The sequence below is a fragment of the Streptacidiphilus anmyonensis genome (genome assembly GCF_000787855.1).
Taxonomy (GTDB): Bacteria; Actinomycetota; Actinomycetes; order Streptomycetales; family Streptomycetaceae; genus Streptacidiphilus; species Streptacidiphilus anmyonensis.
Map to the genome: position 1 here is coordinate 18,054 of NZ_BBPQ01000071.1, position 25,965 is coordinate 44,018.

General features: G+C 72.3%; 20 protein-coding genes, 3 tRNA genes and 1 riboswitch. Of the genes, 11 read left to right on the forward strand and 12 right to left on the reverse strand.

What is annotated here, in order from left to right; all coding sequences use genetic code 11:
- The 3 genes from TR50_RS47290 to TR50_RS35400 all read right to left on the reverse strand — a co-directional run.
- The coding region (locus TR50_RS47290) for a hypothetical protein (protein WP_042431909.1) at positions 1-199 on the reverse strand (199 nt) is incomplete at its 3' end.
- A 175-nt stretch (positions 200-374) separates the two neighbouring features.
- Positions 375-450: transfer RNA gene (locus TR50_RS35395), tRNA-Arg, on the reverse strand.
- Between the two features lie 404 nt (positions 451-854).
- A tRNA-Ser gene (locus TR50_RS35400) sits at positions 855-945 on the reverse strand.
- Between the two features lie 204 nt (positions 946-1,149).
- On the opposite strand from TR50_RS35400, the gene TR50_RS35405 reads away from it, so the two are divergent.
- Positions 1,150-4,608, forward strand: a complete 3,459-nt coding sequence (locus TR50_RS35405) for a PAS domain-containing protein (RefSeq protein ID WP_052441714.1) — start codon at positions 1,150-1,152, stop codon at positions 4,606-4,608.
- A 72-nt stretch (positions 4,609-4,680) separates the two neighbouring features.
- On the opposite strand, the gene TR50_RS35410 is transcribed toward TR50_RS35405, so the two are convergent.
- The 6 genes from TR50_RS35410 to TR50_RS35435 form a co-directional block, all read right to left on the reverse strand.
- Entirely contained in the window at positions 4,681-6,342 is a 1,662-nt protein-coding gene (locus TR50_RS35410) for a long-chain fatty acid--CoA ligase (RefSeq protein ID WP_042431911.1), read from the reverse strand.
- 216 nt (positions 6,343-6,558) lie between these two features.
- Complete coding sequence (locus TR50_RS35415; protein WP_042431914.1) at positions 6,559-7,374, reverse strand: glycoside hydrolase domain-containing protein; 816 nt, start codon at positions 7,372-7,374, stop codon at positions 6,559-6,561.
- A 175-nt stretch (positions 7,375-7,549) separates the two neighbouring features.
- On the reverse strand, positions 7,550-8,530 hold the full coding sequence (locus TR50_RS35420) for a GNAT family N-acetyltransferase (RefSeq protein ID WP_084701543.1): 981 nt from the start codon (positions 8,528-8,530) through the stop codon (positions 7,550-7,552).
- A 41-nt stretch (positions 8,531-8,571) separates the two neighbouring features.
- The gene (locus TR50_RS35425; RefSeq protein WP_042431918.1) at positions 8,572-9,756 is read right to left on the reverse strand and encodes a lipid-transfer protein; all 1,185 of its coding nucleotides are present in this window, start codon (positions 9,754-9,756) and stop codon (positions 8,572-8,574) included.
- The gene (locus TR50_RS50245; protein ID WP_369405808.1) at positions 9,753-11,183 is read right to left on the reverse strand and encodes an OB-fold domain-containing protein; all 1,431 of its coding nucleotides are present in this window, start codon (positions 11,181-11,183) and stop codon (positions 9,753-9,755) included. The genes TR50_RS35425 and TR50_RS50245 overlap by 4 nt, the downstream gene beginning before the upstream one ends.
- Before the next feature lie 92 nt (positions 11,184-11,275).
- Positions 11,276-11,593: a hypothetical protein gene (locus TR50_RS35435; protein ID WP_042431922.1), complete on the reverse strand. Its 318-nt coding sequence runs from the start codon at positions 11,591-11,593 to the stop codon at positions 11,276-11,278.
- Between the two features lie 362 nt (positions 11,594-11,955).
- On the opposite strand from TR50_RS35435, the gene TR50_RS35440 reads away from it, so the two are divergent.
- The 3 genes from TR50_RS35440 to TR50_RS35450 are packed head-to-tail and all read left to right on the forward strand — an operon-like array spanning position 11,956 to position 14,413.
- A complete protein-coding gene (locus TR50_RS35440; protein WP_042431924.1) occupies positions 11,956-12,981 on the forward strand; it encodes a YihY/virulence factor BrkB family protein in 1,026 nt (341 codons plus the stop codon).
- Positions 12,978-13,571: a potassium channel family protein gene (locus tag TR50_RS35445; RefSeq protein ID WP_042431926.1), complete on the forward strand. Its 594-nt coding sequence runs from the start codon at positions 12,978-12,980 to the stop codon at positions 13,569-13,571. Before TR50_RS35440 ends, TR50_RS35445 begins: the two co-directional genes overlap by 4 nt.
- A gap of 47 nt (positions 13,572-13,618) precedes the next feature.
- Positions 13,619-14,413 carry a hypothetical protein gene (locus TR50_RS35450; RefSeq protein ID WP_052441715.1) on the forward strand — a complete coding sequence of 265 codons (795 nt, stop codon included), beginning with the start codon at positions 13,619-13,621 and terminating at the stop codon, positions 14,411-14,413.
- 116 nt (positions 14,414-14,529) lie between these two features.
- Here the strand turns inward: TR50_RS35450 and TR50_RS35455 are convergent.
- Positions 14,530-14,616: transfer RNA gene (locus TR50_RS35455), tRNA-Ser, on the reverse strand.
- A 79-nt stretch (positions 14,617-14,695) separates the two neighbouring features.
- Positions 14,696-16,315 (reverse strand): S1C family serine protease, encoded by a 1,620-nt coding sequence (locus TR50_RS35460; protein WP_042431928.1) that lies wholly within the window; start codon positions 16,313-16,315, stop codon positions 14,696-14,698.
- A gap of 162 nt (positions 16,316-16,477) precedes the next feature.
- Positions 16,478-16,605: riboswitch (TPP riboswitch) on the forward strand.
- Here TR50_RS35460 and TR50_RS35465 point away from each other — a divergent pair.
- The 4 genes from TR50_RS35465 (at position 16,604) to TR50_RS35480 (ending at position 20,802) form a co-directional block, all read left to right on the forward strand.
- A complete protein-coding gene (locus TR50_RS35465; protein ID WP_042431931.1) occupies positions 16,604-17,974 on the forward strand; it encodes a purine-cytosine permease family protein in 1,371 nt (456 codons plus the stop codon). It overlaps the preceding riboswitch by 2 nt.
- 68 nt (positions 17,975-18,042) lie before the next feature.
- Positions 18,043-18,876: a glycerophosphodiester phosphodiesterase gene (locus tag TR50_RS35470; RefSeq protein ID WP_042431933.1), complete on the forward strand. Its 834-nt coding sequence runs from the start codon at positions 18,043-18,045 to the stop codon at positions 18,874-18,876.
- 263 nt (positions 18,877-19,139) lie between these two features.
- Positions 19,140-19,634, forward strand: coding sequence for an ATP-binding protein (locus TR50_RS35475; RefSeq protein ID WP_052441716.1), 495 nt, complete (start codon positions 19,140-19,142; stop codon positions 19,632-19,634).
- Positions 19,635-19,827: 193 nt separating this feature from the next.
- Positions 19,828-20,802 carry a DUF5926 family protein gene (locus tag TR50_RS35480; RefSeq protein ID WP_042431936.1) on the forward strand — a complete coding sequence of 325 codons (975 nt, stop codon included), beginning with the start codon at positions 19,828-19,830 and terminating at the stop codon, positions 20,800-20,802.
- Positions 20,803-21,045: 243 nt separating this feature from the next.
- Here TR50_RS35480 and TR50_RS35485 read toward each other — a convergent pair whose 3' ends face one another.
- Positions 21,046-21,699 carry a bifunctional DNA primase/polymerase gene (locus TR50_RS35485; protein WP_042431939.1) on the reverse strand — a complete coding sequence of 218 codons (654 nt, stop codon included), beginning with the start codon at positions 21,697-21,699 and terminating at the stop codon, positions 21,046-21,048.
- Positions 21,700-22,118: 419 nt separating this feature from the next.
- Between TR50_RS35485 and TR50_RS35490 the strand changes: the two genes are divergently transcribed.
- The 3 genes from TR50_RS35490 to TR50_RS35500 all read left to right on the forward strand — a co-directional run bounded on the left by TR50_RS35490 (position 22,119) and on the right by TR50_RS35500 (position 25,929).
- Positions 22,119-22,775 carry a hypothetical protein gene (locus TR50_RS35490; protein ID WP_042431941.1) on the forward strand — a complete coding sequence of 219 codons (657 nt, stop codon included), beginning with the start codon at positions 22,119-22,121 and terminating at the stop codon, positions 22,773-22,775.
- Positions 22,776-23,016: 241 nt separating this feature from the next.
- Positions 23,017-24,297 (forward strand): PP2C family protein-serine/threonine phosphatase, encoded by a 1,281-nt coding sequence (locus TR50_RS35495; RefSeq protein WP_052441717.1) that lies wholly within the window; start codon positions 23,017-23,019, stop codon positions 24,295-24,297.
- 156 nt (positions 24,298-24,453) lie between these two features.
- Positions 24,454-25,929, forward strand: a complete 1,476-nt coding sequence (locus TR50_RS35500; RefSeq protein ID WP_042431944.1) for an aminopeptidase P family protein — start codon at positions 24,454-24,456, stop codon at positions 25,927-25,929.
- The last annotated feature ends 36 nt before the right edge of the window (positions 25,930-25,965 follow it).

The window sequence follows — 25,965 nt, forward strand, 5'->3', positions numbered from 1 at the left end:
GCGCGTCGGGCGCGGCCGAGCCGAGGAGGGTCGTGTCCTTGCCGGGCAGCGTCGCCGCCGTCCACCGGGCCGCGGCCCCGGGCGCTGCCGCGCCCCGGTCGGCACCGGGCCGGTCGGCGCCGACGGACGGGCCGGCCAGGCCGACCACGAGCAGCGCGGCACCGGCGGCGCCGACCGCGGCACGAAGAGTGGGCTTCATCGAGAGCACTCCATTCCGGGGCTGGCACCCCGTCTCCCGATATGACCGCCCGTCGGCTGATCTTGTTACACCCGCCCGCGGTGTTGTCCGGATCACTCCGACGGGCGTCGCCGTCCGAAGTACCGCCGAACACGCAAGAGGCCCCGACCGTTCGATTCGGTCGGGGCCTCTCGGCTGGTGCGCTCGGCAGGATTCGAACCTGCAACCTTTTGATCCGTAGTCAAATGCTCTATCCGTTGAGCTACGAGCGCTTGTTCAGTTGTTGTTCGGTTCGCTCCGGGCTTCCTTCTCGTTCGCCCCTCGCGGCCTCACGAGAAGAACATTACACGACCTGGGCCCGGAGGCGAAATCGGGTATTCGAGCGCCCCGCGGAGCCCCCACCTGCGGTCATGCGCGGGGGTCGACCGGGCCCTCGCGGCGGAGCCGATCGGGGACAGGCACGCGGGGTGTGGACGTTCGAGGGGGAGCAGGGGCGGAGTCCGTGCACACCTCGAAGGGAGCTCGGCGACTGCTCAGCGGTCACTCGACAGTCACTCGGCGACGACCGCTCGAAGATCAGCAGACAACCGGCGGGGGATCGGCGAAGCCATCAGCCGAGGTCCGGGAACGCCACGGGGCCCTGACCTGGGTGACAGATCAGGGCCCCGATGTGGAGCGGAGGCTGAGGGATTTGAACCCTCGATCAGGAATAACCCCGAAACCGCATTAGCAGTGCGGCGCCATAGACCGGACTAGGCGAAGCCTCCTCAGGCGCTTGCTCTCGCCGACTGGCGATCACAACCGTCTGCAGGGATGATGCCACAACCCGGGGGGCTGCGGCTAACCCCAGACCACGTTACTAGGCGGGTCGCCGGGATCGCAAAAACAATGCGATAGTGCTAGCTGGCCGATGCGGCCCCCAGCCGCAGGAGCCGCAAGGAGCAAGGAAGCGAGTAGGAGGCCCTCCCGTCGTGAGCAGCACGCCGACCCGAGGCACTGCTCGCCTCGCCGCGATACTCGACGCCCTCCCGGACGCCCTGGTGCTGGTGAACAGCAACGGCACCATCGTCGACGCCAACGCCGCGGCGGTCCGGAGCCTCCAGGCCCCGGGGACGTCGCTGGTCGGACGGGGCGTGCTCTCCGTCCTGCCCGAGTTCGACCCGAGCCGGATCCCCGGCTCGATGCGTCCGCGCAAGAACGCCGACGGGGCCCCCGAGGACGACGACGCGCCGGTGCGGATGAACGCGGTGCGCACGGACGGGGCGTCGCTGCCCGTCGAGGTGCAGGCGGCGGAGTTCGAGGACGACGGCCGGCTCTCCCCGGGTGCGCTGGGCAGCTCGTCGGGCTCCTACAGCGGCTCCTACTACAGCCTGGGCGGCTCCGGCGTCTCCTCCCCCAGCGACCGCGAGCTGCTGCTGATCGTCGTGCGCGATCTCAGCGCCCGGCTGGAGGTCGAGGCGGAGCTGCGCCGCCAGCACAAGCAGACCGAGATGATCCTGCGCGCCGCCGCCGAGGGCGTGGTGGGCGTGGACACGGACGGCCAGGTCGTCCTGGTGAACCCCGCCGCCGCGCACATCCTCGGCCACCGGGCCGGGGAGCTGGGCGGGCAGGCGCTGCTGCCGCTGGTGATGCACTCGCGCGCGGACGGCTCGCCGCTGCCGCCGGAGGAGTCGCCGCTCGCGGACACGCTCCTGTCGGGACGCCGCCACCGGGTCCGCTCCGCCACGCTGTGGCGCAAGGACGGCCGGCCGGTGACGGTCGAGCTGTCGACCGCGCCGGTGCGGGACGGCGACCAGCTGGTCGGCGCGGTGATGACGTTCACCGACCGCACCCCCTACCTGACCCTCGCGAACCGGCACGAGCACCTGACCGCCGTGCTGGAGCAGGAGCTGCGCAAGCCGCTCGACCGCCTCAACGACACCCTGGAGCAGTTGGCCCGCGACCCCGCCGGGCAGCTGTGGCCGGAGGCGAACTGGGTGCTGCGTCGGCTGGCCGACGAGTGCCGCCGCACGTCCGCGCTGGTCGACGGGGTGCTGGAGTACCAGCGGTTCGACGCCGCCGTGGAGGCCGGCAAGGAACGGCTGGAGCGGCGCCCGGTCGCGCTCGACAAGATCCTCTCCGAAGCCGTGGCGATGGCGACGTCGCTGCTGGGCGCGGGTCGCGTGGACATCGCCGTGCATCCCGCGTCGATCGAGCTGATCGGCGACGCGGACCGGCTCGCGGAGGCGCTCGGCCATCTGCTGGCCGAGATCGCGGTCGTCGGGGACGACGCCGGCAACGCCGGCGGCGAGCTGTTCGGGATGGCGGTCGGGGTCGCCTCCGGGCTGTCCGGACGCCGTCCCGGCGGGCGGCACGGCGCGCGCGGCGCGGGCAGCGGCGGTGTGGTCGTCGCGGCGGCACAGCGCGGCGAGGTGGCCCGGATCGAGCTGCGCGGCCCCGGTTCCGGCGCGGAGGCGGTGCACCAGCCGATCGCCCGCGGGATCGTGGAGCGGCACGGCGGCGTGCTCCAGTCGCACGACCTGCCGGACGGTCAGGGCCGCGTCTACATCGTGGAACTGCCGCTGGACCCGGCGAACGCGGCGAAGTTCGCCCCGCTGCCCTCGCCCGGCGAGAACGCGACGACGCTGCTGCCCGAGCTGCCGCTGGACGCCCTCCCCAAGGCAGCCCCGCAGGTCCCGGACGAGCCCGCGGCGGAGCCGACGACCTCGACCACCCCGACCGAGGGCACGGACCGCTCGCGCCGCCGCAACCGGCTGCCCGCGCCCGAGGTGGTCCGTCCGCCCCGCGCGGTCCAGGAGGAGGCCCAGGAGGCCGAGCAGCTGCGCCAGCAGCAGCACGCGTCGCACCTGCCGGCCCTGCCGGGGCCCGAGAACGGCCAGGAGGGGCGCGGACGACGGGCCGGACGCCGCGGACAATCCGGTCCGCAGGCCCAACCCGAGCAGCAGCAGCAACAGCAGTCCGAGGACTTCCCCGGTCTGATCGGCGGCCCCGTCTACCCCGGCCTGGAGAACGCCCTGCCGCCCGCCGGCAGCATGGTCGCGCCGGAGCCGCGACGCCCGGCCAACCCCGGCAACGGCCGTCGCCGCCGTCTCGCCCTCGGCCCGGCCGCGGGCGACGAGAACCCCGCCGCGCAGCACCAGGCCGCGGCGACGGGCCCGGCCGCCCTGGAGCCGGTCCACCCGACCGTCCCACCCGTGCAGGCGCCGCAGCAGCACGGCCCGGCCGAGATGTCGCCCGCGCCCGCGCCCTTCGGCGGCCGTTTCGAGCTCGGTCCCGCGTCGGCGGATGCCAACGGCCAGGCGAAAGCTCATGCCAACGGTCATGCGAACGGGCAGGCGAACGGTCAGGCCAGGAACGCCGCCGGCACCGGCGCCAGGGCCATCGGCGCCGGCAGCGGCAACGCCAACGGCGCGAGCACACCGGTCCCGCAGCAGTCGCGGGCCCGTCACCACAGCCACGGCGCGCTGCCGCTGCCGCCGGCCGCGCCGGTGCCGTCCGGCGGCACCTTCGGCGGAAGCGGCGGCGTGATGAGCCTGTCGCAGTCACCGCTCCAGGCGGTCCAGACGCCGCCCAAGGGCACCAACCTCCCCGTCCAGCCGAACGGCGGGGACGGTCGGCTGCCGCAGCAGCCGGGCGCGGAAGGCCCGTTGACGGAGAGCCGGCTGGAGTTCATCGCCGGGGCCGACTACCCCACGATGGTGGCCCCGGCCTCCGACGGACGGCCGCGCCGCCTGCTCGTGTGGCCCGAGCCCGATCCGTCGACCCGTCAGGCGCTGGAGGAACGCGGCTACCGGCCCATCCTGGTTCGCACCCGCGAGGAGCTGGACGCGCAGGTGCCGGGCTTCCCCGCGGCGCTCTTCGTCGACCCGCTGACGGAACCGATCACCCGCACCGCGCTCCAGTCGCTGCGCACCGCCGCGGGCGACGCGAACGTGCCGGTGCTGGTCACGGCGGGCCTCGGGCAGGCCACGCCGGAGGCGGCCTACGGCGCCGACCCGGCCGTGCTGCTGCGGGCCCTCGCGCCGCGCGACAGCGAGCGGCACGCCCCGCGCGTCCTGCTGATCGAGCAGGACCCGCACGTCTCCGCGGCCTTCACCGCGGCCCTGGAGCGGCGCGGTATGCACGTCGAGCACGCCGCGTCCGAGAACGACGCGGTGTCCCGCGCGAGCAGCGTCCAGCCGAACCTGGTCGTGATGGACCTGATGCTGATCCGGCGCCGCCGGATGGGCATCGTCGACTGGCTGCGCAGCAACAACCGGCTGCACCGCACCCCGCTCGTCGTCTACACCTCGGTGGACGGCCCGGAGCAGCGCGCGGGCCTGCGCTCGGGGGACGCGGTCCTCTTCCTCGCCGAGCGCTCGACCTCTCCCGAGGTCCAGGCCCGGATCGTCGACCTGCTCGGCCGTATCGGCTCCCTCGGCGAGGCCTGACGGCGCACCGGGCCGCCCCGTGCGGGGCGGCCCGGTGCTTGCCCGTCCGTTGCCTCAGTCGCCCTTGCTGCCTCAGTCGCCCTTGCCGAGCAGGGTGACGTCCAGCTCGCCTGCGGCGTACTCGGCGCGGATCACCTTCTTGTCGAATTTGCCCACGCTCGTCTTCGGCACGGACTCGATCAGCGACCAGCGCTCCGGCAGCTGCCAGGAGGCGACGCGCTCGGCGAGGAAGGCGCGCAGCTCGGCGAAGCCGGTCTGCGCCTCAGGCCGGAGGACGACGGTCGCCAGCGGGCGCTCGCCCCACTTGTCGTCCGGGACGGCGACGACGGCGGCCTCCAGGACGTCGGGGTGGGCCATCAGGTGGTTCTCCAGCTCGACGCTGGAGATCCACTCGCCGCCGGACTTGATGACGTCCTTGGCCCGGTCGGTCAGGGTCAGGAAGCCGTCGGGGCTGATGATGCCGACGTCGCCGGTGCGCAGCCAGCCGTCCTGGCTGAACTTGTCCGAGGAGAGCTGCTCGTCGCCGTAGTAGGAGCCGGCGATCCACGGGCCGCGGACCTCCAGTTCGCCCGCCGTCTCGCCGTCGAAGGGCGCGGGCGTGCCGTCGGGGCCGATGATGCGCGGCTCGACGGACGCTGGGAAGCGGCCCTGGGTGAGGCGGTAGGGCCACTGCTCCTCGGCCGTCAGGCCGCCCGGCGGGAGGGCGAAGGAGCCGAGCGGGGAGGTCTCGGTCATGCCCCAGGCGTGGACCAGGGTGATGCCGTGCCGCTCCTCGAACGCCTTCATCAGCGCCGGCGGGCAGGCGGAGCCGCCGATGACGACGCGGCGCAGCGAGGAGGTGTCGTAGGAGCCGTGGTCGAGCTCGTCGAGCAGCCCGGTCCAGATGGTCGGGACGGCGCCGCTGACGGTGGGGCGCTCGGCCTGGATCATCTCGGCGAGCGGCTTCGGCTGGAGGAAGCGGTCGGGCATCAGCAGCGAGCAGCCGACCATGAAGGCGGCGTGCGGCAGGCCCCAGGCGTTGACGTGGAACATCGGCACGACCGGCAGCGCCTTGTCGGCGGAGGTCAGCGCGAAGTCCTCGGCGGAGATGACCTGGAGGCAGTGCAGGTAGACGGAGCGGTGGCTGTAGACGACGCCCTTCGGGTCGCCGGTCGTGCCGGAGGTGTAGCACATGGCGGCGGCGGTGCGCTCGTCCAGGTCCGTCGGGAAGGGGTAGCTGGTCGGCCGGTCGGCGATCAGCTCCTCGTACTCGTGGACGGCGATGCCGCGCGCCTTGGCGTCGTCGAGCGCGGCGCGGTCGCCCGCGCCCGCGACCACGATGTGACGCAGCGTCGGCTGGAGCGTCGGCAGCAGCGGGGCGAGCAGCGGCAGCAGGCTGCCGTTGACGAAGATCGCGTGGTCGGCGGCGTGGTTGATGATGTAGGAGAGCTGGGCGGCGGGCAGGCGCAGGTTCAGGGTGTGCAGGACCGCGCCCATGGAGGGCACGGCGAGGTAGATCTCCTGGTGCTCGGTGTTGTTCCACATCAGGGTGGCGACGCGCTGGTCGCCGGTGACGCCCAGCTCGTCGCGCAGGGCGTGGGCGAGCTGGGCGGCGCGCGCGCCGACCTCGGCGAAGGTCCGGCTGTCCGCGCCGCTGCCGTTCCAGGTGGCCACCGTGGCGGCGCCGTGGAATCCCGCCCCGTGGGCGAGGATGCGGCCGACGGTGAGCGGGACGTCCTGCATCGTGCTGAGCACCTGGGTCCTCCTTGACCTGACCTGTCCTGACCGGCGCCGACCAGCGCTGACGGGCCCTGGCCGGCCCTGCCTGCGGGCCGGTCGGCGACGACGTACCGACCGGTACGCAGGGCGTATGTGGGGCATTCTCACTCCCACCCGGCCCGAGGACAATGGGCGAAGGCCGCAAGGCCCTGTCCAGAGGACGAGCGTCACACCGCCCGCCCCCGTCCGGGGCTACTCGACGAGCGCGACGGGCGCGTCCACGGCGTTGCGGTCGATCATCGCGCTCTGCCCGCCGTGGCTCTCGGTGGTGTTGCCCACGTACTGGTGCACCCGCTGGTGTCCGGACCACTGGCTCTGGCTGAGCGCCTTGTAGCCGTCGGTCGAGGAGTGGTGGTCCCAGCGGGCGTACCAGATCACGTCCGGCAGGTCGTCGGTCTGCACGGGCTCGTCGCGGCCGGTCGCCGCGAGGAAGGCGAGCGAGGCGAGGTCGGCGACGCCGGAGTCGGCGGAGCTGTAGAAGCCGGAGAGGTACCCGGCTTCGTGCAGGACCTGGGACCAGGCGGCGGTGTAGCGCAGCACGGCCAGGCTGCACCTGCCGCGGTCGCGCGCGTACGCCTCCATGTCCAGGTAGATCGGGCTTCCCGGGGCGAGGCCCAGCTGGCTCGCGGACCGGACGGCGTCCGCTCCGTCGGCCTGGCCCTGCCCGAAGGCGTTGGCGGAGCTGATCCGCTTGGTGCGCCCGTGCTCCTGGGTCACGCACGGCGCCTGGGCCCCGACGTAGAGCGGGAGCATCCGCCAGCCCATGTCCGCCGCCGCGCGCACGTAGGCGCGGTTGAGCAGCGGCTGCGAGCAGGCGCGGTTGCGGCCGCCGATGTAGAGGCCGAGGGCGCCGTAGCGCGAGTGCCGCCAGGCGCGCAGCAGCGAGGGGCTCGGCGCGGAACAGGTGTCGAACGCCTGCCCGGTGAAGATCTGCGGCCCGTCCTGCCGGGTCGCCGCGGTCGCCGCTGTCGGACAGACCAGCGCTGGGACGAACGCCAGCGTGAGCATCGTGCAGAACAGAGAGCGCAGCGCGGATCGCCTACGCGGTGCGCGACGAGGACGCAGGAGGGTTCGTTGAGTGGTCACATTCGATCGTGGGCGCAGCGGTCGTTATGTGACGATATGCCACGCCACAGTCTGTGTGGTGCCACTCAAACGGACCTGACGCACCGTCGGCCGACGGTCAGCCCAGGAGCTTCCGCTGCTCGACGTACGTCTGCTTCGCCCGGTACCCCAGCCGCTCGTACAGTCCGACGGCACCCGTCGGCGAGTCCGCGTCCACACCCAGGCTCGAGCTGCTGCAGCCCACGGCCAGCCCCTCGCGCAGGGCGTGCGAGAGCAGTGCCGAGGCGATGCCGCGCTTGCGCCCGGCCCGGGCGGTGCCGACCAGGGCGACGTAGAGCTCGCGGCCGTGCTCTTGCGGATACTCCTCCGCGAGGACGATCCCGAGCGGCTCACCGCTCGCCGTGTCGTAGGCGACGAAGGAGCTGTCGGGCCGGAACGCCGGTCCGGCGGTGAAGTGCGCCCAACCCTCCGGCGTCTGCGGCACCATGCCGTAGTGGTCTCGGAAGGCGTCGTTGCGCACGCGCAGCGCGTCCGCCGAGCGCTCGGCAGCGAACACTCGGAACGTCACTCCGTCCGGGACGGGCGACTCCGGCAGCGCGGACACCGCGGTCGCCAGATCGTCCATGACCATGTTGCGGTACCACCGCACCGGCTCGTAGCCGAGCTGCGCGAAGAGCCGTTCCGAGGCGGCGGAGCCGACGACGCAGCCGTCCACCAGTGCCAAGGGCTTCCCGGGGAAACGCTCGTCGTGGAGCTCGCGCGCGGCCCCCTCGGCCCAGCCCAGCAGGCGCACGCCGAGCCCTGTGCCGCGGCGCGCCGGATCGACCCCGCCGACCTGCCTGAACTCGTGCGCCGGCGCGGCGGCGGTGCGCGCCTTCATATAGTGGTAGCCGACCATTCGGTCCCCGTCGAAGGCGGCGAGGCTTCCGCGGGCCATGTCGACGTAGGGGTCCTCGAAGCGGTCCAGCAGACCGGCCTCGGTCGGGTGCTCGTCCTCCTGCTCGACCGCCTCGATCGCGTCGAGCAGACGCTTCCACGCGGGCACGTCTCCGCGCTCGATCGGCCGCCAGATGAGCTGCGTCGCTCCGCCAGAAGTCATGCGGTCGAGTCTGCGCGCGGCCTCGGTGGACGGCAAAGGAATTAGCCGTCGCAGGTCAGCACCAGTCCGGAGGTCGGCACGCCCGTACCGGCGGTGACCAGCACCGTCTTCGCCTCCGCGACCTGGTTGACGCTGCTGCCCCGCAGTTGCCGCACGCCCTCCGCGATGCCGTTCATGCCGTGCAGGTAGGCCTCGCCGAGCTGGCCGCCGTGGGTGTTGACGGGGAGGCGGCCGCCCAGCTCCAGGCCGCCGTCGGCCGCGAACGCGGCCGCCTCGCCGCGCCCGCAGAAGCCGAACTCCTCCAGCTGCATCAGCACGAACGGGGTGAAGTGGTCGTACAGCACCGCCGTGTCGACGTCCCCAGGCCCGAGCCCGCTGCTGCGCCACAACTGGCGGGCGACGACGCCGAGCTCCGGCAGACCGGTCAGGTCGTCACGGTAGAAGCTGGTCATCGCCTCCTGGGCGCGGCCCGCGCCCTGCGCGGCGGCCGCGACGACGGCGGGCGCGTGCCGCAGATCGCGAGCTCGTTCGACGGAGGTCACCACGAGGGCCTGGCCGCCGTCCGTCTCCTGGCAGCAGTCGAGCAGCCGCAGCGGCTCGACGATCCAGCGGGAGGCGGCGTGGTCCGCGAGCGTGATCGGACGCCGGTAGAAGTACGCGGCCGGGTTGGCGGCCGCGTGGCGGCGGTCGGCGACGGCGACGGGGCCGAAGACGTCCGGACTCAGACCGTAGGTGTGCAGGTAGCGCGCGGCGTGCAGGGCGACCCAGGAGGCGGGCGTGAGCAGGCCCGGGGGCATGGTCCACCCCATCGAGACGCCCTCGGCGGACGGCTGCCGCGCCTGGAGGCCGCTGCCGAAGCGGTGCCCGGAGCGTTCGTTGAAGGCGCGGTAGCAGACCACGACCTCGGCCACGCCCGTCGCGACCGCCATCGCCGCCTGCTGCACGGTCGCGCACGCGGCGCCGCCGCCGTAGTGGACGCGGCTGAAGAAGGACAGCTCGCCGATGCCCGCCGCCTGGGCGACGGTGATCTCGGGGCTGGTGTCCATGGTGAAGGTGACCAGGCCGTCGACGTCCGCCGGCGTCAGCCCGGCGTCGTCGAGCGCGGCGTGGACGGCCTCGACGGCGAGCTTGAGCTCGCTGCGGCCGGAGTCCTTGGAGAACTCCGTGGCCCCGATCCCGACGACGGCGGCGCGGCCGCCGAGCGTGTCGGCGCGGTGCAGGCTCATGCCGGATCCCCCTTGCCCGTCGCCTTGTCGGTCGCCTGGCCCGTCGCCTTGTCGGTGGCCTGGCCCGTCGCCGTGTCCGTCGCCCGGCCCGTCGCCTTGTCGGTGGCTTGGCCCGCGGCCTCGTCCGTGGCGTTGACCCTGACCTTCACGGTGCCGCTGACGTGCACGCCGAGCCGCCCCGTCCCGCGGATCGCGAGCACCAGCCGTCCGTTCTCGCCGCGCTCGGTGACCTCGCCGCTGAACTGGAGCTCGTCGCCCGGATAGGCGGGCACGCCGAGCCGGATCGCGATCGACTCGACCCGGACGTCGGGACCCGTCCAGTCGGTGACGTAGCGGCCGACGAGGCCGTTGCTGGTGAGGATGTTCATGAAGATGTCCGGCGCGCCCTTGGCGCGCGCCAACTCGGCGTCGTGGTGCACCTCCTGGTAGTCCCGGGAGGCGATGGCGCCGGACACGATCAGCGTCCGGGTGACCGGCACGCGCAGCGGCGGCAGCCGGTCCGGGCCGGCGAGGTGGAAGACGGGCAGCATCAACTCGTCGTCGTAGCGCCGGAATCCGAGGCGTACCGGCATGCCGATCGCGACGGCGTCCGCCGTCGTCCCGACGACGTTCGCCACGATCCGCACACCCTCGGCGAGTTCGACCAGGGCGACGGCGTAGGGCTCGGCGCCGAAGGCGGGCGGGAGGGGATGGTGGACGACGACCTTCGAGTAGACCTCGCCCGCGCCCGACGCCGCCTCCGGGTGCCATCGGGCGCTGCCGCACGCGTTGCAGCCGGGCAGCCACGGGAAGCGGGCCGTCCCACAGTCGTCGCAGCGCTGGAAGCGCAGTTCGCCCGCGGCGACGCCCTCCCAGTAGCCGGCGTTGTCCCGGTTGACCACGGGCCGCGGCCGCAGCGGCCCGGCGTCCACACCCTGTGGACGCCCGCTCCGCTCGGCCGGCTGGAACTTCAGGATCCGGAAGCGATGGGACCCGACCGGCGTCGCGTCCCCGGGCTTCTCGCCCGCCGCCTCGTCGTAGGCCCGGATGTCCATCCGGGTGGTGATGAAGTAGCCGGTCCCGAGCGCTGTGCGCTTCTTCGCCGAGACGCTCTCGATGTCGGAGTCGAAGAGCACCCGCTCGCCGATCCGCAGCGGCCGCGCGTACTGCTGCTCGCAGTCCGTGGCGACCACGGAGGCGTAGCCGGCGGCGTCCAACTCCCGCATCAGCGCGTCGAAGTGCGCGCTGCGTCCGGACTGGCCCATGGTCCAGGCCTGCAGCATGGCCGGCGGCGCGATCGGCTCCGCCCCGGCCGGACCAGCCCCGGTGTAGGCGGGGTTGGCGTCGCCCATCGCCTCGCACCAGTGCCGGATCATGGGCGCGTTGACGAGGTCGAGCCCCACCCCGGCGACGGTCGAGGGCAGCCCCTGGTAAGCCTCTGGATTCACAGATCTGACAGTGCGTCAGATTAGCGGGGACTGTCAAGACACGACGACGGCCCCGAGGGGAACACCCGGGGCCGCCGTCGTGCTCGGGAGCGCTACCCCCCGAAGACGATCCGCACGTTGCTGTTGGACTGGTTGCTGAAGATCGGGCCGTTGCTGTCCTTCACGGCGAAGGTGTTGTTCTGGTTCGCCGCGCCGGACCCGTTCGCGGTCTGCTGCGTCCAGTTCGCATTGCCGTCCACCCAACCGGACAGGTTCCCCGTCCCGATGTCGGAGACCGAACTGGTGGTCGTGGTGCTGGTCGAACCCCCACCCGCGATCGCCCCGTTGTCGGCGGACGCCACCCCCGCCCCGAGGATCAGCGCGGCGGCGGCGAGCGGAATGGCGACAAGAGCGGTACGGATACGGGACATGCGGTCCTCCTGGCTGGCTCTGCTGGCTCACTCTGCGGTGCTGCGGACTGCGACGTCGCACAGTCAGAATTCCTCAACGAATCGACAAAGAGCCAGAGCTACCAGTCCATTTCGCCCGTTGGTGTGGATCGCGCACGTAGCGCGCATAAACGGCGTCCGCGCGGCGCACCGTGAATTCCGAGCCCGACGCACGGTCGGGCGGCTGTCCGTCGCCGTTCGAACACGGAAGGTCACCCCTGCGCGGCCCGCTGCTCCCAGGGCCTCCTTGCCGGCAGCCCTCGCTGGTGAGGCCGACCTGGGAGAAGATCGAGGGAGGCGCCGGGCTCCACCAGGGGCACGTCACCGGCACAGCAGGAGGGAGCATGAGGCGGTCACCCAGGGCTTCTGCTTCGGACGGCCCCGAAAACGAACCTGCCGCCCCGCACCCGGACGCTGCCGCGGGCAGCAGCCCGATCGGCGGGCACGACGACGAGCGTCACGACGGGCACGACGGCGGTCACGGCGACGAGCGTCACGACGAGCGCGGCGACGGGCACGACGACGGGCACGACACCGGTCACAGCGGCGTCCGGCACGCACGACAGGCGGCCGACTGGGGCAAGGAGAAGTACACCGGGTCCTGGGCCCAGTCCCTGTGGCGGCGGCTCGACGCGGCGGACTTCATCAACCGGGCGATGCTGCTGGCCGCGACGCTGCTGCTGTGCATCGTCCCCTTCTTCCTCATCGTGACCGCGCTCGCGGGCGGGTCCGCGGCCGCGGACCTGTCCCGCCGGTTCGGCCTCAGCCGTGAGGCCGCGGACGACGTCGGCCGCCTGGTCGCGTCCTCCAGCACCACGTCGTCCGCGGTGACGGGCATGTCCTGGGTCTTCTTCGTCCTCGGCGGACTGGCCGGGGCCACCGCGATCCAGCAGCTCTACCAGCGGGTCTTCGACCTGCCGCCGCGCAGGGGGCGCGACGTCGTCCGGGCGCTGGTCTGGATCGGCCTGGTCGTGGGCCTGTTGTTCGCCGCCTCCGGGGCCGGACCGGGGCTCCGCCGGACCGCGCCGGTACTGGCCTGGCCGGCCGGCTTCGTGGCGGTCACCTGCGTCTTCTGGTTCTCGATGTGGTTCCTGCTGGCCGGGAGGATCCCCTGGCGCCGGCTGCTGCCGTGCGCGGTCGCCACGGGCGCCTGCTGGACCGGTATGACGGCCGTCTTCTCGGCCGTCCTCTCCGGCATGATCGTCAGCTACGACCGGAAGTACGGGCCCATCGGGGCCGTGTTCGCCTTCATGTCGCTGTTCATCGCCATCGGCGTGGTCCTCATCCTGGGCGCCGCGCTCGGGCTGGTCTGGACCGACCACGGACTGTCCTTCCGCAACGCCCTGGGCAAGATGAGGCGGAGCCCATGAGCGGCGCCACCAGGGCGGAACACCACAAGCCCGCCCCTACCCGCCTCACGCCCCGGCAGGCCTTCTGGGCGGTGCTGCGGGCGGTGGGATCGATCGTCGCGCTGCTGGCCCTGTACTACCTGCTGCCCCTGGACCGCACGTCCCTGCCGGTCGCCATCACCGTGCTGCTCGTCGGGCTGGCGGGCTTCGTCGCCCTGGTCGTCTACCAGGTCGAGGCGATCATCCGGTCGCCCTTCCCTGGGGTGCGCGCCATGGAGTCCCTGGCCACGAGCGTCCCGTTCTTCCTGCTGCTCTTCGCCTCCACCTACGTCGTCCTGGCCGCCGTGTCCCTGCACAACTTCGGCAGTCACCTGAACCACACCGACAGCCTGTACTTCACCGTCACCGTGTTCGCGACCGTGGGCTTCGGCGACATCACCGCCAAGTCCGAGCTGGCCCGACTGGTGGTCACCGGGCAGATGATCGCCGATCTGGTCGTCCTCGGGCTCGCGGTCAGGGTCACCGTCGGCGCGGTCCGGCGCAGCCAGAAGCGCAGGGAGCCGCACCGGACCGCGCCGGAGGACGAGCCACACCCGGGGCCGCCGTCATGACGTCCGGGGCCGGGCCCCGGGCCCGTCACCCGCGCCGCCTGGGACCCTTGGCACGCCTGGCCGAGTCGACGTTCGTCGACCACGTCGGCCCCGACGGCGTGGTCGTCCGCCGCGGCTCGCGCCACCACCGCAAGCACCAGCAACCGGCCACGGGGTCGACCTGGTGGGCGCCCACGGCGCGCGGCTGGTGGATCGCCGTCCTGTTCGCCGTGGGCTCGCTGCTCTTCGCCATCGGGTCGATCCCCGGCTACACCGACGCCGTGGGAACCCGGGCCGACACCGTCACCTACTTCGTCGGCTCGCTCTTCTTCACCTCGGCCTCGTTCCTCTGCTACCGCGAGGTCGTCGACGCCTCGTCCCTCGCGCAGAACCCGCACCACCGACGCTTCCTCGTCCTGCAACCACGCCGGATCGACTGGTGGGCCACCGGGGTGCAGCTGGTCGGCACCGTCTACTTCAACGTCAGCACCGGGATCGCCATGGCCGACAACCTCTCCGCGCAGGCGGCGCACCGGCACGTGTGGCGGCCGGACGCGATCGGCTCGGTCTGCTTCCTCGTGGCCAGCGCACTGGCCTGGTACGAGGTGTGCCACGGCTGGGTCGCCTGGCGGCCCCGGGTCTGGTCGTGGTGGATCACCCTGGCCAACCTGATCGGATCCGTCGCCTTCGGCGTCTCCGCGGCGGCCGGCTACGTGGACCCCGTCACAGGCCAGGTCCACGACGTCGACCGGGCCGACACGCAGACCCTGATCGGCGCCGTCTGCTTCCTCGTCGGCGCCGTGCTGCTGCTGCCCGAACGCACCGAGGACACGTCGAACGCGCCGGACCCGAGCGCGCGGTAGCAGCGCGGGGTAGCAGCGCTGCGTGACGGCGCGCCGCGGTCAGAGACGGACAAGCCCGGAGCCGGGCAGACGACGCGACCCCCGACCGTTGCCGCTGGTCGGGGGTCGGACTACCGCGGAGCCTGTGGGATTTGAACCCACGGTGACATCGCTGCCACGACGGTTTTCAAGACCGTTCCCTTAGGCCGCTCGGGCAAGACTCCTGGTGTGGACGGGGTGATCGTATGCGATCACGGTCCATGCCAGGGATCTTCTCACGAGTTGGCCCGCATGTGGCGATGATTACTGGTTGTCACCGATTCGGGAGCCCAGGGTGAGGGTCGTGGTGTGGGACTGGCCGTTGCGGAGGTAGGTGACGTTGACCTTGTCGCCGGGGTGGTGAGCCCAGATCTCGCTGACGAGGGTGGGACCGGAGTCGATGATGACGCCGTCGAGGGAGGTGATGATGTCGCCCGGCTTCAGGCCGGCCTTGTCGGCGGGGCCGCCCGGGGTGACCGGCGGGGTGCCCTGGACGGCGCTGCTGTTGATGCGGGCGCCGTCGCCGGTGTAGGAGTCGTCGCGCAGGATGCCGATGATCGGGTAGACCGGGGTGCCGGTCTTGATCAGCTGCTGGGCGACCCACTTGGCCTGGTTGATCGGGATGGCGAAGCCGAGCCCGATGCTGCCGGACTGACCGCCGCCGCTGGTCTGGCCGGTGGACTGGATCGCCGAGTCGATGCCGATGACCTGGCCCTGGCCGTTCATCAGCGGACCGCCGGAGTTGCCCGGGTTGATCGAGGCGTCCGTCTGCAGGGCGTTCATGTAGGACGTCTGCGCGCCCGTCTCGTCGCCGGAGGCGACGGGGCGGTTCTTCGCGCTGATGATGCCCGAGGTGACCGTGCCGGACAGCCCGAAGGGCGCGCCGATGGCGATCGTGGTGTCTCCGACCTGGACGGCGTCCGAGTCGCCCAGGGGCAGCGGGACCAGCTGCTCCTTCGGGGTGGAGTCCAGCTTGATCACCGCGACGTCGTAGCCCTGGGCGCGGCCGACGACGGACGCGCCGTAGCTGGAGCCGTCCGCGAACTTCACCGTCAGCTTGCCGCCGCCCAGGGACGGCGCGACGACGTGGTTGTTGGTGAGGATGTGGCCCTGGGTGTCGAAGACGAACCCGGTGCCGGTGCCCGACTCCGAGGAGCCGCTCGCCTCGATGGTGACGACGCTCGGCAGCGCCTTCTGCGCGATCGCGGCGATGGAGCCCGCCGGGCGGCTGAGCGCCTTCGGGTCGGTGGAGCCGGCGACGGTGGTGCTGGCGTCGGCGCCGCCGGAGTTGCGGCTCTCCAGCCACGCGCCGAGACCGCCGCCGAGGCCGCCCGCGAGGATCGCGGTCGCGGCCAGCACGGCGATGAACGAGCTGCGGCGGCTGCGCTTGGGCTTCTCCACCGGCACACCCGCGCCGTACATCCCGTACGGTGCGGTGCCGCCGTAGGGCGGCTGCCCGCCGAAAGCGCCGCCCGTGGCGGCGGGCGGCGTGGTCGGCGGAGCCGGCGGGGCGCCGTACGGCTGAGTGGGGGGCTCGGAGTACAGCTGTGCGGTCGGCTGCGTCAGCGTCTCGGCCGACGCGGCCGGCGTCTCGACGGGCACCGTCGGCGGGAGCGGAGCGGTCGGCGCCTCGGCCTCCGGCCGGTACGGCGGCACGGGGGGCTCCGGGAGCGCCTGGGTCGGCGCGCTGTCGCTCAGCGTCTCCACCGTCTCGGAGACGGCTGGGACGGGCGCCGGGAAACCGGCCAGCTCGGGGTCGGCCGGGGGCTCGACCGGGCTGCTCGCGGGCGCCTGATCCACCGGACGAACCGTGCTGTCCGCCGGAACCGCAGCGGGGGCGGGGGACTGCGTCCCCTCGGGCGCGCCCTCGTGCTCGGTGCTCACGAACGACCTCCTAGTTGAGGGACCAACGGCCCTAGCATTCCGCACACGTTGTCGGGGCATCGTAAGTCCCAGCCGTGGGCACGGCACCTGCTTCTCTGTCCGAGCTGCGGCGATGCTCTTGGCCGAAGCCGAAGGACGGCTTACCATGCCGTCGAACACACGCATCATATGCGCGGGAGCTCGGACCTCATTCCGGGCTGAGAGGGCGGCAGGCCGCGGACGCGGCGGGGCCGCCGACCGCCTGAACCTGACCGGGTAATGCCGGCGTAGGGAGCTCTGAAGACGGCCATGTCCGCGACCCTTGACGACAGAGGCGCCAGCGCGGCGTCCACCGCCGCCCGACCCGAGGCGCCGCTCGTCCTCGACACCGCGCCCCCGCGCACCCTGGGCTTCCGGGACCAGGCCGCGTTCTGGGCCAACCTGGGCGTCAGCCTGATCGGCTTCTCCAGCGCCGCGACGGTGATGGTCAACGCCGACGGCAAGAACCTGGCGCTCGCCGCCTCGATCACCGCGATCGTGGTCGGCACCGTCGTCGGGACCCTGATGCTGGCGCTCGCCGCCCTGATCGGCGCGCGGACCGGCGCACCGGCCATGGCCGTGCTGCGCGGGCTCTTCGGCACCCGGCTGTCCTACGTGCCGACGGTGCTGAACATCCTCCAGTGCATCGGCTGGGGCGTCTACGAGCTGATCGTCATCACCCAGGGCGCCCAGGCCCTGTACGGCGGCGTCCCGCGCTGGGTCTACGTCGTCCTGGCGGGCCTGCTGACCACGACGATGACGATCTGGCCGCTCGGCTCGATCGCCGCACTGCGCCGCTACGTCGCCGTCGCGGTCGGCGCGTCCATGCTGTTCTTCACCGTGCAGCTGGCCCGCCACGGCGTGCACAACCCCGGCGGCGGCAACTGGAACGGCTTCCTGCAGGCCACCGACTACGTGGTCGCGGTCTCCATCTCCTTCGTGCCGCTGGCGGCCGACTACACGCGGCACTCGCGCAGCGGCAAGGGCTCGTTCTGGGGCACCTTCACCGGCTACACCGTGGCGCAGGTCTGGTGCTACGTCGTCGGCGCCATCGCGCTGACGCAGGTGGGCGGCGACCCGAACAAGATCTTCTCGACCTTCACCGGACTGACGGCCGGCTGGCTGTTCTTCCTGGTGCTGGTGCTGCGCGAGGCGGACCAGTCCTTCGCGAACGTCTACTCGACGGCGATGTCGATCCACAACCTGTTCCCCAAGGTGGACCGGCGCTGGCTGACGCTGGGCATCGGCGCGGTCGTCACGGGCGCGGCGCTCTCGATCGACGGCTTCACCGACACCTACTACGCGTTCCTCGGTCTGATCGGCGCGTTCTTCGTGCCGCTGCTCGCGGTCCTGGCGGTCGACTTCTTCCTCGGCCGCGGCAGGGACGGCTGGGACATGAGCGAGCAGGCGCCCACCCGCTGGCTGATGCTGCTGCCGTGGGCCCTCGGCTTCGTGCTCTACGAGCTGATCAACCCGGCGGCGCTGCCGTACGGCTGGTGGACGAGCCTATGGGCCGACCTGCAGAAGTTCACCCACATCCATCCGACGTCGTGGACCTCGGCCTCGCTCTTCTCCTTCCTCATCGCGGGCGGCGTGACGTTCGCGCTGACGCCGGTGCTGCGCAAGGACGCGAAGGCCTGAGCCCGGGCGCGGAGCCCTGCTCCGCACCTGTTCACCTCCACGACACGCACGCCGCCTATGGTGGTGGCGTGCACAGCCAGCCCAGCCCCCGGACCGTCGTCCCGAACCGCGAGCAGACGACGGTCATCGCCCACCGCGGCGCCTCCGGCACCTATGCCGAGCACACGCTCGCCGCGTACCAGCTGGCGCTGGAGCAGGGCGCGGACGGTCTCGAGTGCGACGTGCGGCTGACCGCCGACGGGCACCTGGTCTGTGTCCACGACCGCACCGTCAACCGCACCTCGAACGGGCGCGGCGTCGTCTCCACCCTGGAGCTGGCCCAGCTGTCCGAGCTCGACTTCGGCGGCTGGAAGGCGAACGGCGGGGACGCGCCGGAGGAGGCCGACTGGACCTCCCCGGAGCACACCCGGGTGCTGACGCTGGAGCGCCTGCTCGAACTGCACGCCGACGCCGGCCGCCGGGTGGAGCTGGCCATCGAGACCAAGCACCCCACCCGCTACGCGGGCCTGGTCGAGAAGCGCCTGATGGAGCTGCTGCACCGGTTCGGCCTGGTGCCGAACCGGAATGACGGCCCGTCACCGGTCCGGGTGATGAGCTTCTCGCAGATGTCGCTGAAGCGGATCCGGCAGATGGCGCCCGAGCTGCCGACGGTCTTCCTGATGGAGCGGGTCCTGCCGTGGCTGCGCGACGGCTCGCTGCCCCACGGCGCGCGGATCGCCGGCCCCGGCATCGACCTCGTGCGCGCCAATCCCGGCTACGTCGCCGCACTCCACCGCGCCGGACACCGCGTCCACGTGTGGACGGTGGACGAGCCGGAGGACGTCGAACTGTGCCTGCGCCTGGGCGTCGAGGCCATCATCACCAACCATCCGCGGCGGGTTCTGGACCAGCTCGGACGGTAGCGCGAGTGGTGGGGGTCATTCCGGCCAGTGGCCCGATCCTTTGGTCCGGAATGGCTGGAAATTCCACTGGATCCTGGCTGGATCGTATTTCGAAACCACCTTTCGAATGCGCAGCGTGACGCCGCAGTGACACGCTGTGAAATGCGCTCCTTGCGCCCGTCGCGAGCCCCCGGAAAGCGCGCAGGCTTGCCTTGTTTTTCGTTTTCGACTTGCCCCGACCGGGCATTCACACCCTGGCGCAAGACGAAGGAGGAGGTCCGGGGGTGGCCGTGGTGGTGGCGCATGATGTGCCGACTTCTTCGTCGACCATGGCAGTACCTCATGGTCCGGAGAGTGTGCGTGCCGCGCGACGGAGACTTCGGGAGGACCTCGGTGAACACCTGGTCCCTGAGCCCGTCATAGACGACGCGGTGCTGATCCTGTCGGAGCTGCTCAGCAATGCCTGTCGGCATGCGAGACCGCTCGAGCGGGAGCAGTTGGTCGCGCAGGAGCGCGAAGAAGTGATGGTCGGTTGGGAGTTGCACAGCGACGGCCTGCTGACGGTGGAGGTGACGGACGGCGGCGGGCCGACGCGCCCGCGACGCGGCAACCCGTCGCTGACGGCGAAGGGCGGTCGCGGGCTGGGGATCGTCGGCCAACTGGCCTCCGAGTGGGGCGTGCGCGACAACGCGCCCGGCGAGGTCACGGTCTGGGCGGTGCTGCGCGTCCGCGCCCGCCACGCCCGCCGGGAGGAGCCGCCGGCGGCGGCCGCGAGCTGAGGCGCTGTCTTCAGGGGCGCGAGGAACTGCGCGAGCAACCACCCTGTGCGAAAGGCCCTGCGCATGGGGGACCATCTGCTCGTCGGTGGCTTGTCGCGCAGTTCCTCGCGCCCCTGGATGGCGCCGAAAGCCCTAGGCTCTCCCGAAGGAACTTCGTTCCCTTCCATGTTCCGTTCCATCGGGAGTACGCACCATGGCCAAGAAGAAGGCCCCTCTCCGGACCGCCGCAGCCGTCGCCGACGGGCCGGTGCCCGTCGTCGGCGCGCGGGAAGCCTGCCCGTGCGGGTCCGGGCGGCGTTACAAGGCGTGCCACGGGCGCGAGGCCGCGCACGCCGTCGCGGAGCTGGTGCAGCGCCCGTTCGAGGGACTGCCGGGCGAGGGCGACTGGGTCGCCCTGCGCGAGCTGGTGCCCGCGGCCACCGCGCCGCTGACGGTGAAGGCGGAGACCCTCGCCACCGCCGTGGGCGAGGTCCCGTCGGTGACGCTGGCCACCGTGCTGCCCATGGCCTGGCCGGCCATGCGCCGCCAGGACGGCGCCGTGCTGCTGGGGCTGCAGACGCAGACCTCCTCCGGCGACCTGAGCCGGGACCTCGCGGACGCGCTGGTCCAGGCGCTGGCCACCGAGCCCGGCAACCCCGTTCCGCCGCGCCGGCCCGCGCCCGGCGGACCGCGTCTGCAGGAACTGCTGGACCTGGACGCCGCGTTCGTGCCGGAGGTGCACACCGGTTTCGAGTTCTGGCTGGAGGACCCGTCGAGCGCGACCGGCGAGGTCGCCGCCTCGCTGGAGCAGGCCAACGCGGCGATCATCCCGACCGCGAAGCTGGACTCGGTGCCGGAGGCCTACTGGTGCGCCGCGCCGGACCGCAACCACCTGCGCTGGGTGATGCCGCACGAGGAGGAGCGCCTGCTGGACGCGCTCGCCCGGCTCGCCGCAGCCGGCGAGGCGTCGCTCGGGGAGGGCACCAAGCTGGTCGGCTCCTTCCGCGCGCACGGCCTGGTCGTGCCGGTGTGGGACCTGCCGCAGTCGGTGACCGCGGCCGATGTGGAGAAGCCCGCCGCGGAGTTCGCCGAGCGCCTCGCCGCCGCCCTGGCCGCGACCGAGCCGCTGACCCCGGAGCAGCGCAAGGCCCGCGCCTCGCTCACCAGCCGCCAGGTGACGCTGAGCTGAATCGGTATCACTTTCGGCAGTCAGTACACCCGCAAACTCGGTGATCTGCGTCACATTCGAGCGCGGGAGTCGATAATTCCGTACAAACTGACGCCCTCAGGGAATTTGCTTGGGAGCCAGAATTTGTTACGGTTTGAACAGCCCGGTCGCTGGTGCATCCCCCGTCGCCAGCGGCCGGGCCTTTTGTCTTCCAGGCGGCCGGTCAGGCCTTCTCTCAGGTTTCTCTGAGCATTCCCCGGACCGTCAGGGCGCGAGCGTCGCCCCGTCCGGCGCGGCCACGCTCGCCGCGACCAGCGCCTCCACCAGATCACCGACCACGGGCAGCCACGGCGTCCGGCGCGCGGACTCCGGACGGCGGACCCAGCGCAGCGAGCCCGTCGCGGTGCGCGAGGGCGGCAGCACGACGTAGCCGCCGGGACCGTGGTAGCGCAGGCTCGTCGGCACCCACTCCTGGGTCTCCAGCAGCTCCGCCAGTTCCGGGAACGAGTAGGGCGCGACGAGCAGGACGTAACGGGTCGGCGTCGTGATCACGGGACCGGTCGGGACGTGGAGGGCGTCGAAGTAGTCCAGCACCCGGGCGCCCGCCTCGGCCGGCAGGCTGAGCGCGCAGACGTCCGTGCCCGTCGCGACGATGACCGGAGCCTGCGGACGGCGGGACCACCACCAGCGGATCATCCGGGCGTCCGTGGTCGCGGCGAGGAGCTTGGGGTCGTGCGGATGGACCCCGGGGATCGCGCAGTCGGGCCGAGGGCAGCGGCACGCGCCCTCCGCGTCCAGGCCGACGCCGGGAAGCACCGGCCAGCCCCACCCCTGGGAAGCGATCCTGGCCGCCCCGAGCAGCCGCGCCCGGGAGCGGAGTCGACTGACCTTGCTGACGAGTGTTGATACCCCGCGCATGAGCACTCGTTCCTTTCCGTGACGGTCAAGGATCGGTACGTGACCTCGCGCTACGAGAAACGCACCAGGCCCGCCGCGCTGCTGCCGCCCGACGGACCAGGGGCGCGGGGTGGCGTTTGACGTCCGACTACGGACCGAACTGCGGGCCCGGACGACACCGCCCCTATCGGTTCTCTACCCATCGGGGGCACACGCGAGCACGTTCTGGGACGAGACTGACGCATCGTCCGGTATGACGCACGGTGAGCGGCGATGGTTCCTCCGTTCGGGGTATTCCCCGCACACCGCCCGAACAGGTCTGCTAGGGGGCCTGAGGCGGGGGTGTCGGGAGGCGGCGGGAACCGTACCATCCGGGGATGGCCCCCGACTCCGCATCCGGCTCCGCATCGGCCCAAGAGGCTGACTCCGCATCAACTTCCGTGTTCGACACCGGGGACGCGGCCGAGGCCGCACCCGAGGCCGCGCCCGAGGCGGTCGTGGTGGTGCAGGCGCACAACGACGCCGGCCGGATCGCGCTGACGGTGCTGACGGCGCGCGCCCTGCCGGCCGTACGCGCGGTGCTGGTCCTGGAGTCCGGCTCGACCGACTCCACCCGACGTGTGGCCGCCGACAGCGGCGCGGTGCTGCTGAGTGACGCCTCGCAACTGGCGGGATACGCGCCGCTGCCGCTGCTCTTCGTCGACCCGGGACGGCAGCAGCGGATGGCGGAGGCGCTGGTCCTGCTGGCGCCCGTGGCCGCGGGCGCCGCGGACGCGGCCGTCGCCATCGCTACCGAGAGCGACCACGGGGACGCGGCGGCCCGGCTGGCCCGGCGCGGTCTCACCCGTGCGGGCCTGGCGCTGCCGGGCGTGCTGACCGGGGAGTACTGCCTGAGCAGCGCCGCCTGGTCGCTGAGCTGGCCGCCGGCGGCGGGCGCCGGGGCGCTGCCGGGCGCCGTGGCGGACCTGCTGCGCGCGGGACGCGCGGTCGTACCCGTCGCACTCGAAGCACCCCGCCCGCTGCCGGGCCGCGGCTGGAAGGGCCGCCGACAGGTGGCGAAAGCGCTGCGTGAGCGGCGCGGCAGGCCACGCGCGTAGCGTTCCGGCCGGCGGAACTCGCTCTGATAAACGATCATTCGCACCGATGTTTTTCGGCCAAATATTCGGGCAAAGACACCAACCACCTGGCAGCGCACAGTTCTGGACATCACCCGATCGGTGTGTGTAGAAGAGACTCATTAATTGCCGTATGGCATGACATGGGGGTGCACAGTGATTCAATTCAGACAATCCACTAAGAATCCGGCATCACTCTTCGTAGTTTTTGCAGGTACGGACCATGGCTGAGCCGCAGACCACGACGACGCCCACCGCCCTGGGCCTCCCCGCGCCCACCAGCCCTGCTGAAACGATCAGCGGTGAGCAGATCTGCGCCATGCGCGAGCGATCCGCCGACCCCCTGGCTGATTTGACCACCCTCTACGACCTCACCGACCGGCTCAGCAGCGCGCCCGACCTGGCCGCGGCGCTGGCCGGCGTCCTGGCCGACGGCGCGGCGCTGGTCGGCGCCCGCCGCGGCATGCTGCAGCTGACGCACCCCTTCACCACCCTGGGCCTCGGTCTGGATCGATCCGACCTCGGCGCGCTGGAGACCGTCCCCGCCTCCCAGGTCCTGCGCCCGAGCGGCGGTGAGCCCACCGGCGACCGGTACCAGGAGGTCGCCGTCCAGCTCGGCATCGCCGCGTCCTACGCCCAGCCGCTGGACGATCTCGGCTCGGTCGTCTGGTTCTACGACACCCCCGCCGAGCCGAGCGAGCGCGAGCAGCGCCTGGCCGGCCTCTACTGCGCCTCCGCCGCGCGCCTGCTGCGCAAGGAGGTCGAACGCGACCGCCTGCGCCGGACCGCCGAGGCGCTGCGCCGCGGCCTGCTGCCGAACGCGCTGCCGCGCGTGGCCGGCATGGCGCTCGCCGCACGCTGCGTCCCCGCGGGCCTCGACGGCGCGGGCGGCTGCGACTGGTACGACGCGATCTCGCTGCCCGAGGGCGCGCTCGCCCTCAGTGTCGGCAGCGTGACCGGCGGCGGCCCGGACTCGGCGGCCGCGATGGGCCGCCTGCGCGCGGCGCTGCGCGCGTACGGGGTGCTGGAGGGCGAGGACCCGGTCGCCGTGCTCGGCGATCTGGAGCTGCTGCTGAAGAGCACGGAGGCGGCCCGCACGGCGACAGCGCTGTACGCCTACGTCGAGCCGACCGCCCGGCGGCTGTCCCTGGCCGGGGCGGGCCAGTGCCCGCCGCTGCTGGTCACCTCCTTCGGCGCCTCGTTCGTGGAGACCTCGCTGAGCGCGCCGCTGGGCATGCTGAGCTGCTGGGAGGCGCCCGGCGTGGAACTGCGCGCCGACCGCGGCGACGTGCTGCTGCTCTACACCGACGGCCTGGCCCGCCGCAGCGGCCGGTCGCTGCACTCCGGCCAGGCCCGCCTGCGGGCCGCGGCCTCGGAGGCGCCGCGCGACGTCCGCCGCGACCCGGAACGTTTCTGCGACTACCTGCTGGAGACGTGCCTCGGCACCTCGACGCCGGAGCCGGGGGAGGACGACGTGGTGCTGCTGGCGGCGCGCTTCGAATAGGCCGCGTGTGGGGCGTGACTGGGGCGTGACCTGGAAAAGTGCTACCCAACAACTGTTATGAACCGGCCTTCCGCCGTACTCTTGTACGGACCGCGCGCCTAGGACACCCCTGACATTCGTGCGCGCGTCCCCTGTACCACGAGGAGGCGACAGAGCGTGACCGAGGAGAACCTCGCGCCCGAGGAGACCGAAGAGGCCGCGCCGGAGGCGATCAAGCAGCGGAAGAACGGCCTGTACCCGGCCATCTCCGACGAGCTGACCGCCGTCATGAAGGCCGGCTGGGCCGACACGGAGCTGCGGGACCTCGTCCCGGCCGAGCAGTCCGCGTACGCGGCCAAGCGGCGCGCCGCGCTCTCCGCGCGGTTCCCCGGTGAGCGGCTGGTGATCCCGGCCGGGAACCTGAAGACGCGCTCGAACGACACCGAGTACAGCTTCCGCGCCGCCACCGAGTACGTGCACCTGACCGGCGACCAGACCGAGGACGCCGTCCTCGTACTGGAGCCGCACGGCGACGGGCACGACGCGTACCTCTACCTGCTGCCGCGCTCGAACCGCGAGAACGGCGAGTTCTGGCTGAGCGGCCAGGGAGAGCTGTGGGTCGGCCGCCGCCACAGCCTCACCGAGGCGGAGACGCTGCTCGGCCTGCCCGCCCGGGACGTGCGCAACGCCGCCGAGGAACTCGTCCAGCGCGCCGAGGACCACCCGGCCGTCACCCGCGTCGTCCGCGGACACGACACGGGGATCGAGGCCGCGCTCGCCCCGTACACCACCAAGCACGGCGACGCCGAGCTCGGCGTCTTCCTGAGCGAGCTGCGCCTGGTCAAGGACGAGTGGGAGATCGCCCAGCTGCAGGCCGCGTGCGACGCCACCACCCAGGGCTTCACGGACGTGGTGCGCGAGCTGGCGCAGGCCGTGGCCACCTCGGAGCGGTGGATCGAGGGCACCTTCTTCCGGCGCGCCCGGGTCGAGGGCAACGACGTGGGCTACGGCTCCATCTGCGCCGCCGGTCCGCACGCCACCACGCTGCACTGGGTCCGCAACGACGGCCAGGTCCGTCCGGGCGAGCTGCTGCTGCTGGACGCCGGCGTGGAGACGACGACGCTCTACACCGCCGACGTCACCCGCACCCTGCCGATCAACGGCGCCTTCGACGAGCTGCAGCGCACGATCTACCAGGCCGTCTACGACGCCCAGGAGGCCGGCATCGCGGCCGTCAAGCCCGGTGCGCGCTACCGCGACTTCCACGAGGCCGCGCAGCAGGTGCTGGCCGAGCGGCTGGTCGAGTGGGGCCTGGTCGAGGGCCCGGTGGAGCGGGTGCTGGAGCTCGGCCTGCAGCGCCGCTGGACCCTGCACGGCACCGGTCACATGCTCGGCCTGGACGTCCACGACTGCGCGCAGGCCCGTGTCGAGTCCTACGTGGACTGCGTGCTGGAGCCGGGCATGGTCCTCACCGTCGAGCCGGGGCTGTACTTCCAGGCCGACGACCTGACCGTGCCCGAGGAGTACCGCGGCATCGGCGTCCGGATCGAGGACGACATCCTGGTCACCGCCGACGGCAGCCGGAACCTCTCGGCGGCGCTGCCGCGCACCGCCGAGGACATCGAAAGCTGGATGGCGAGCCTCACGTCCTGAAGGTCGTGAGGCCCGCCGTCGGGTCAGCGAGTGGCA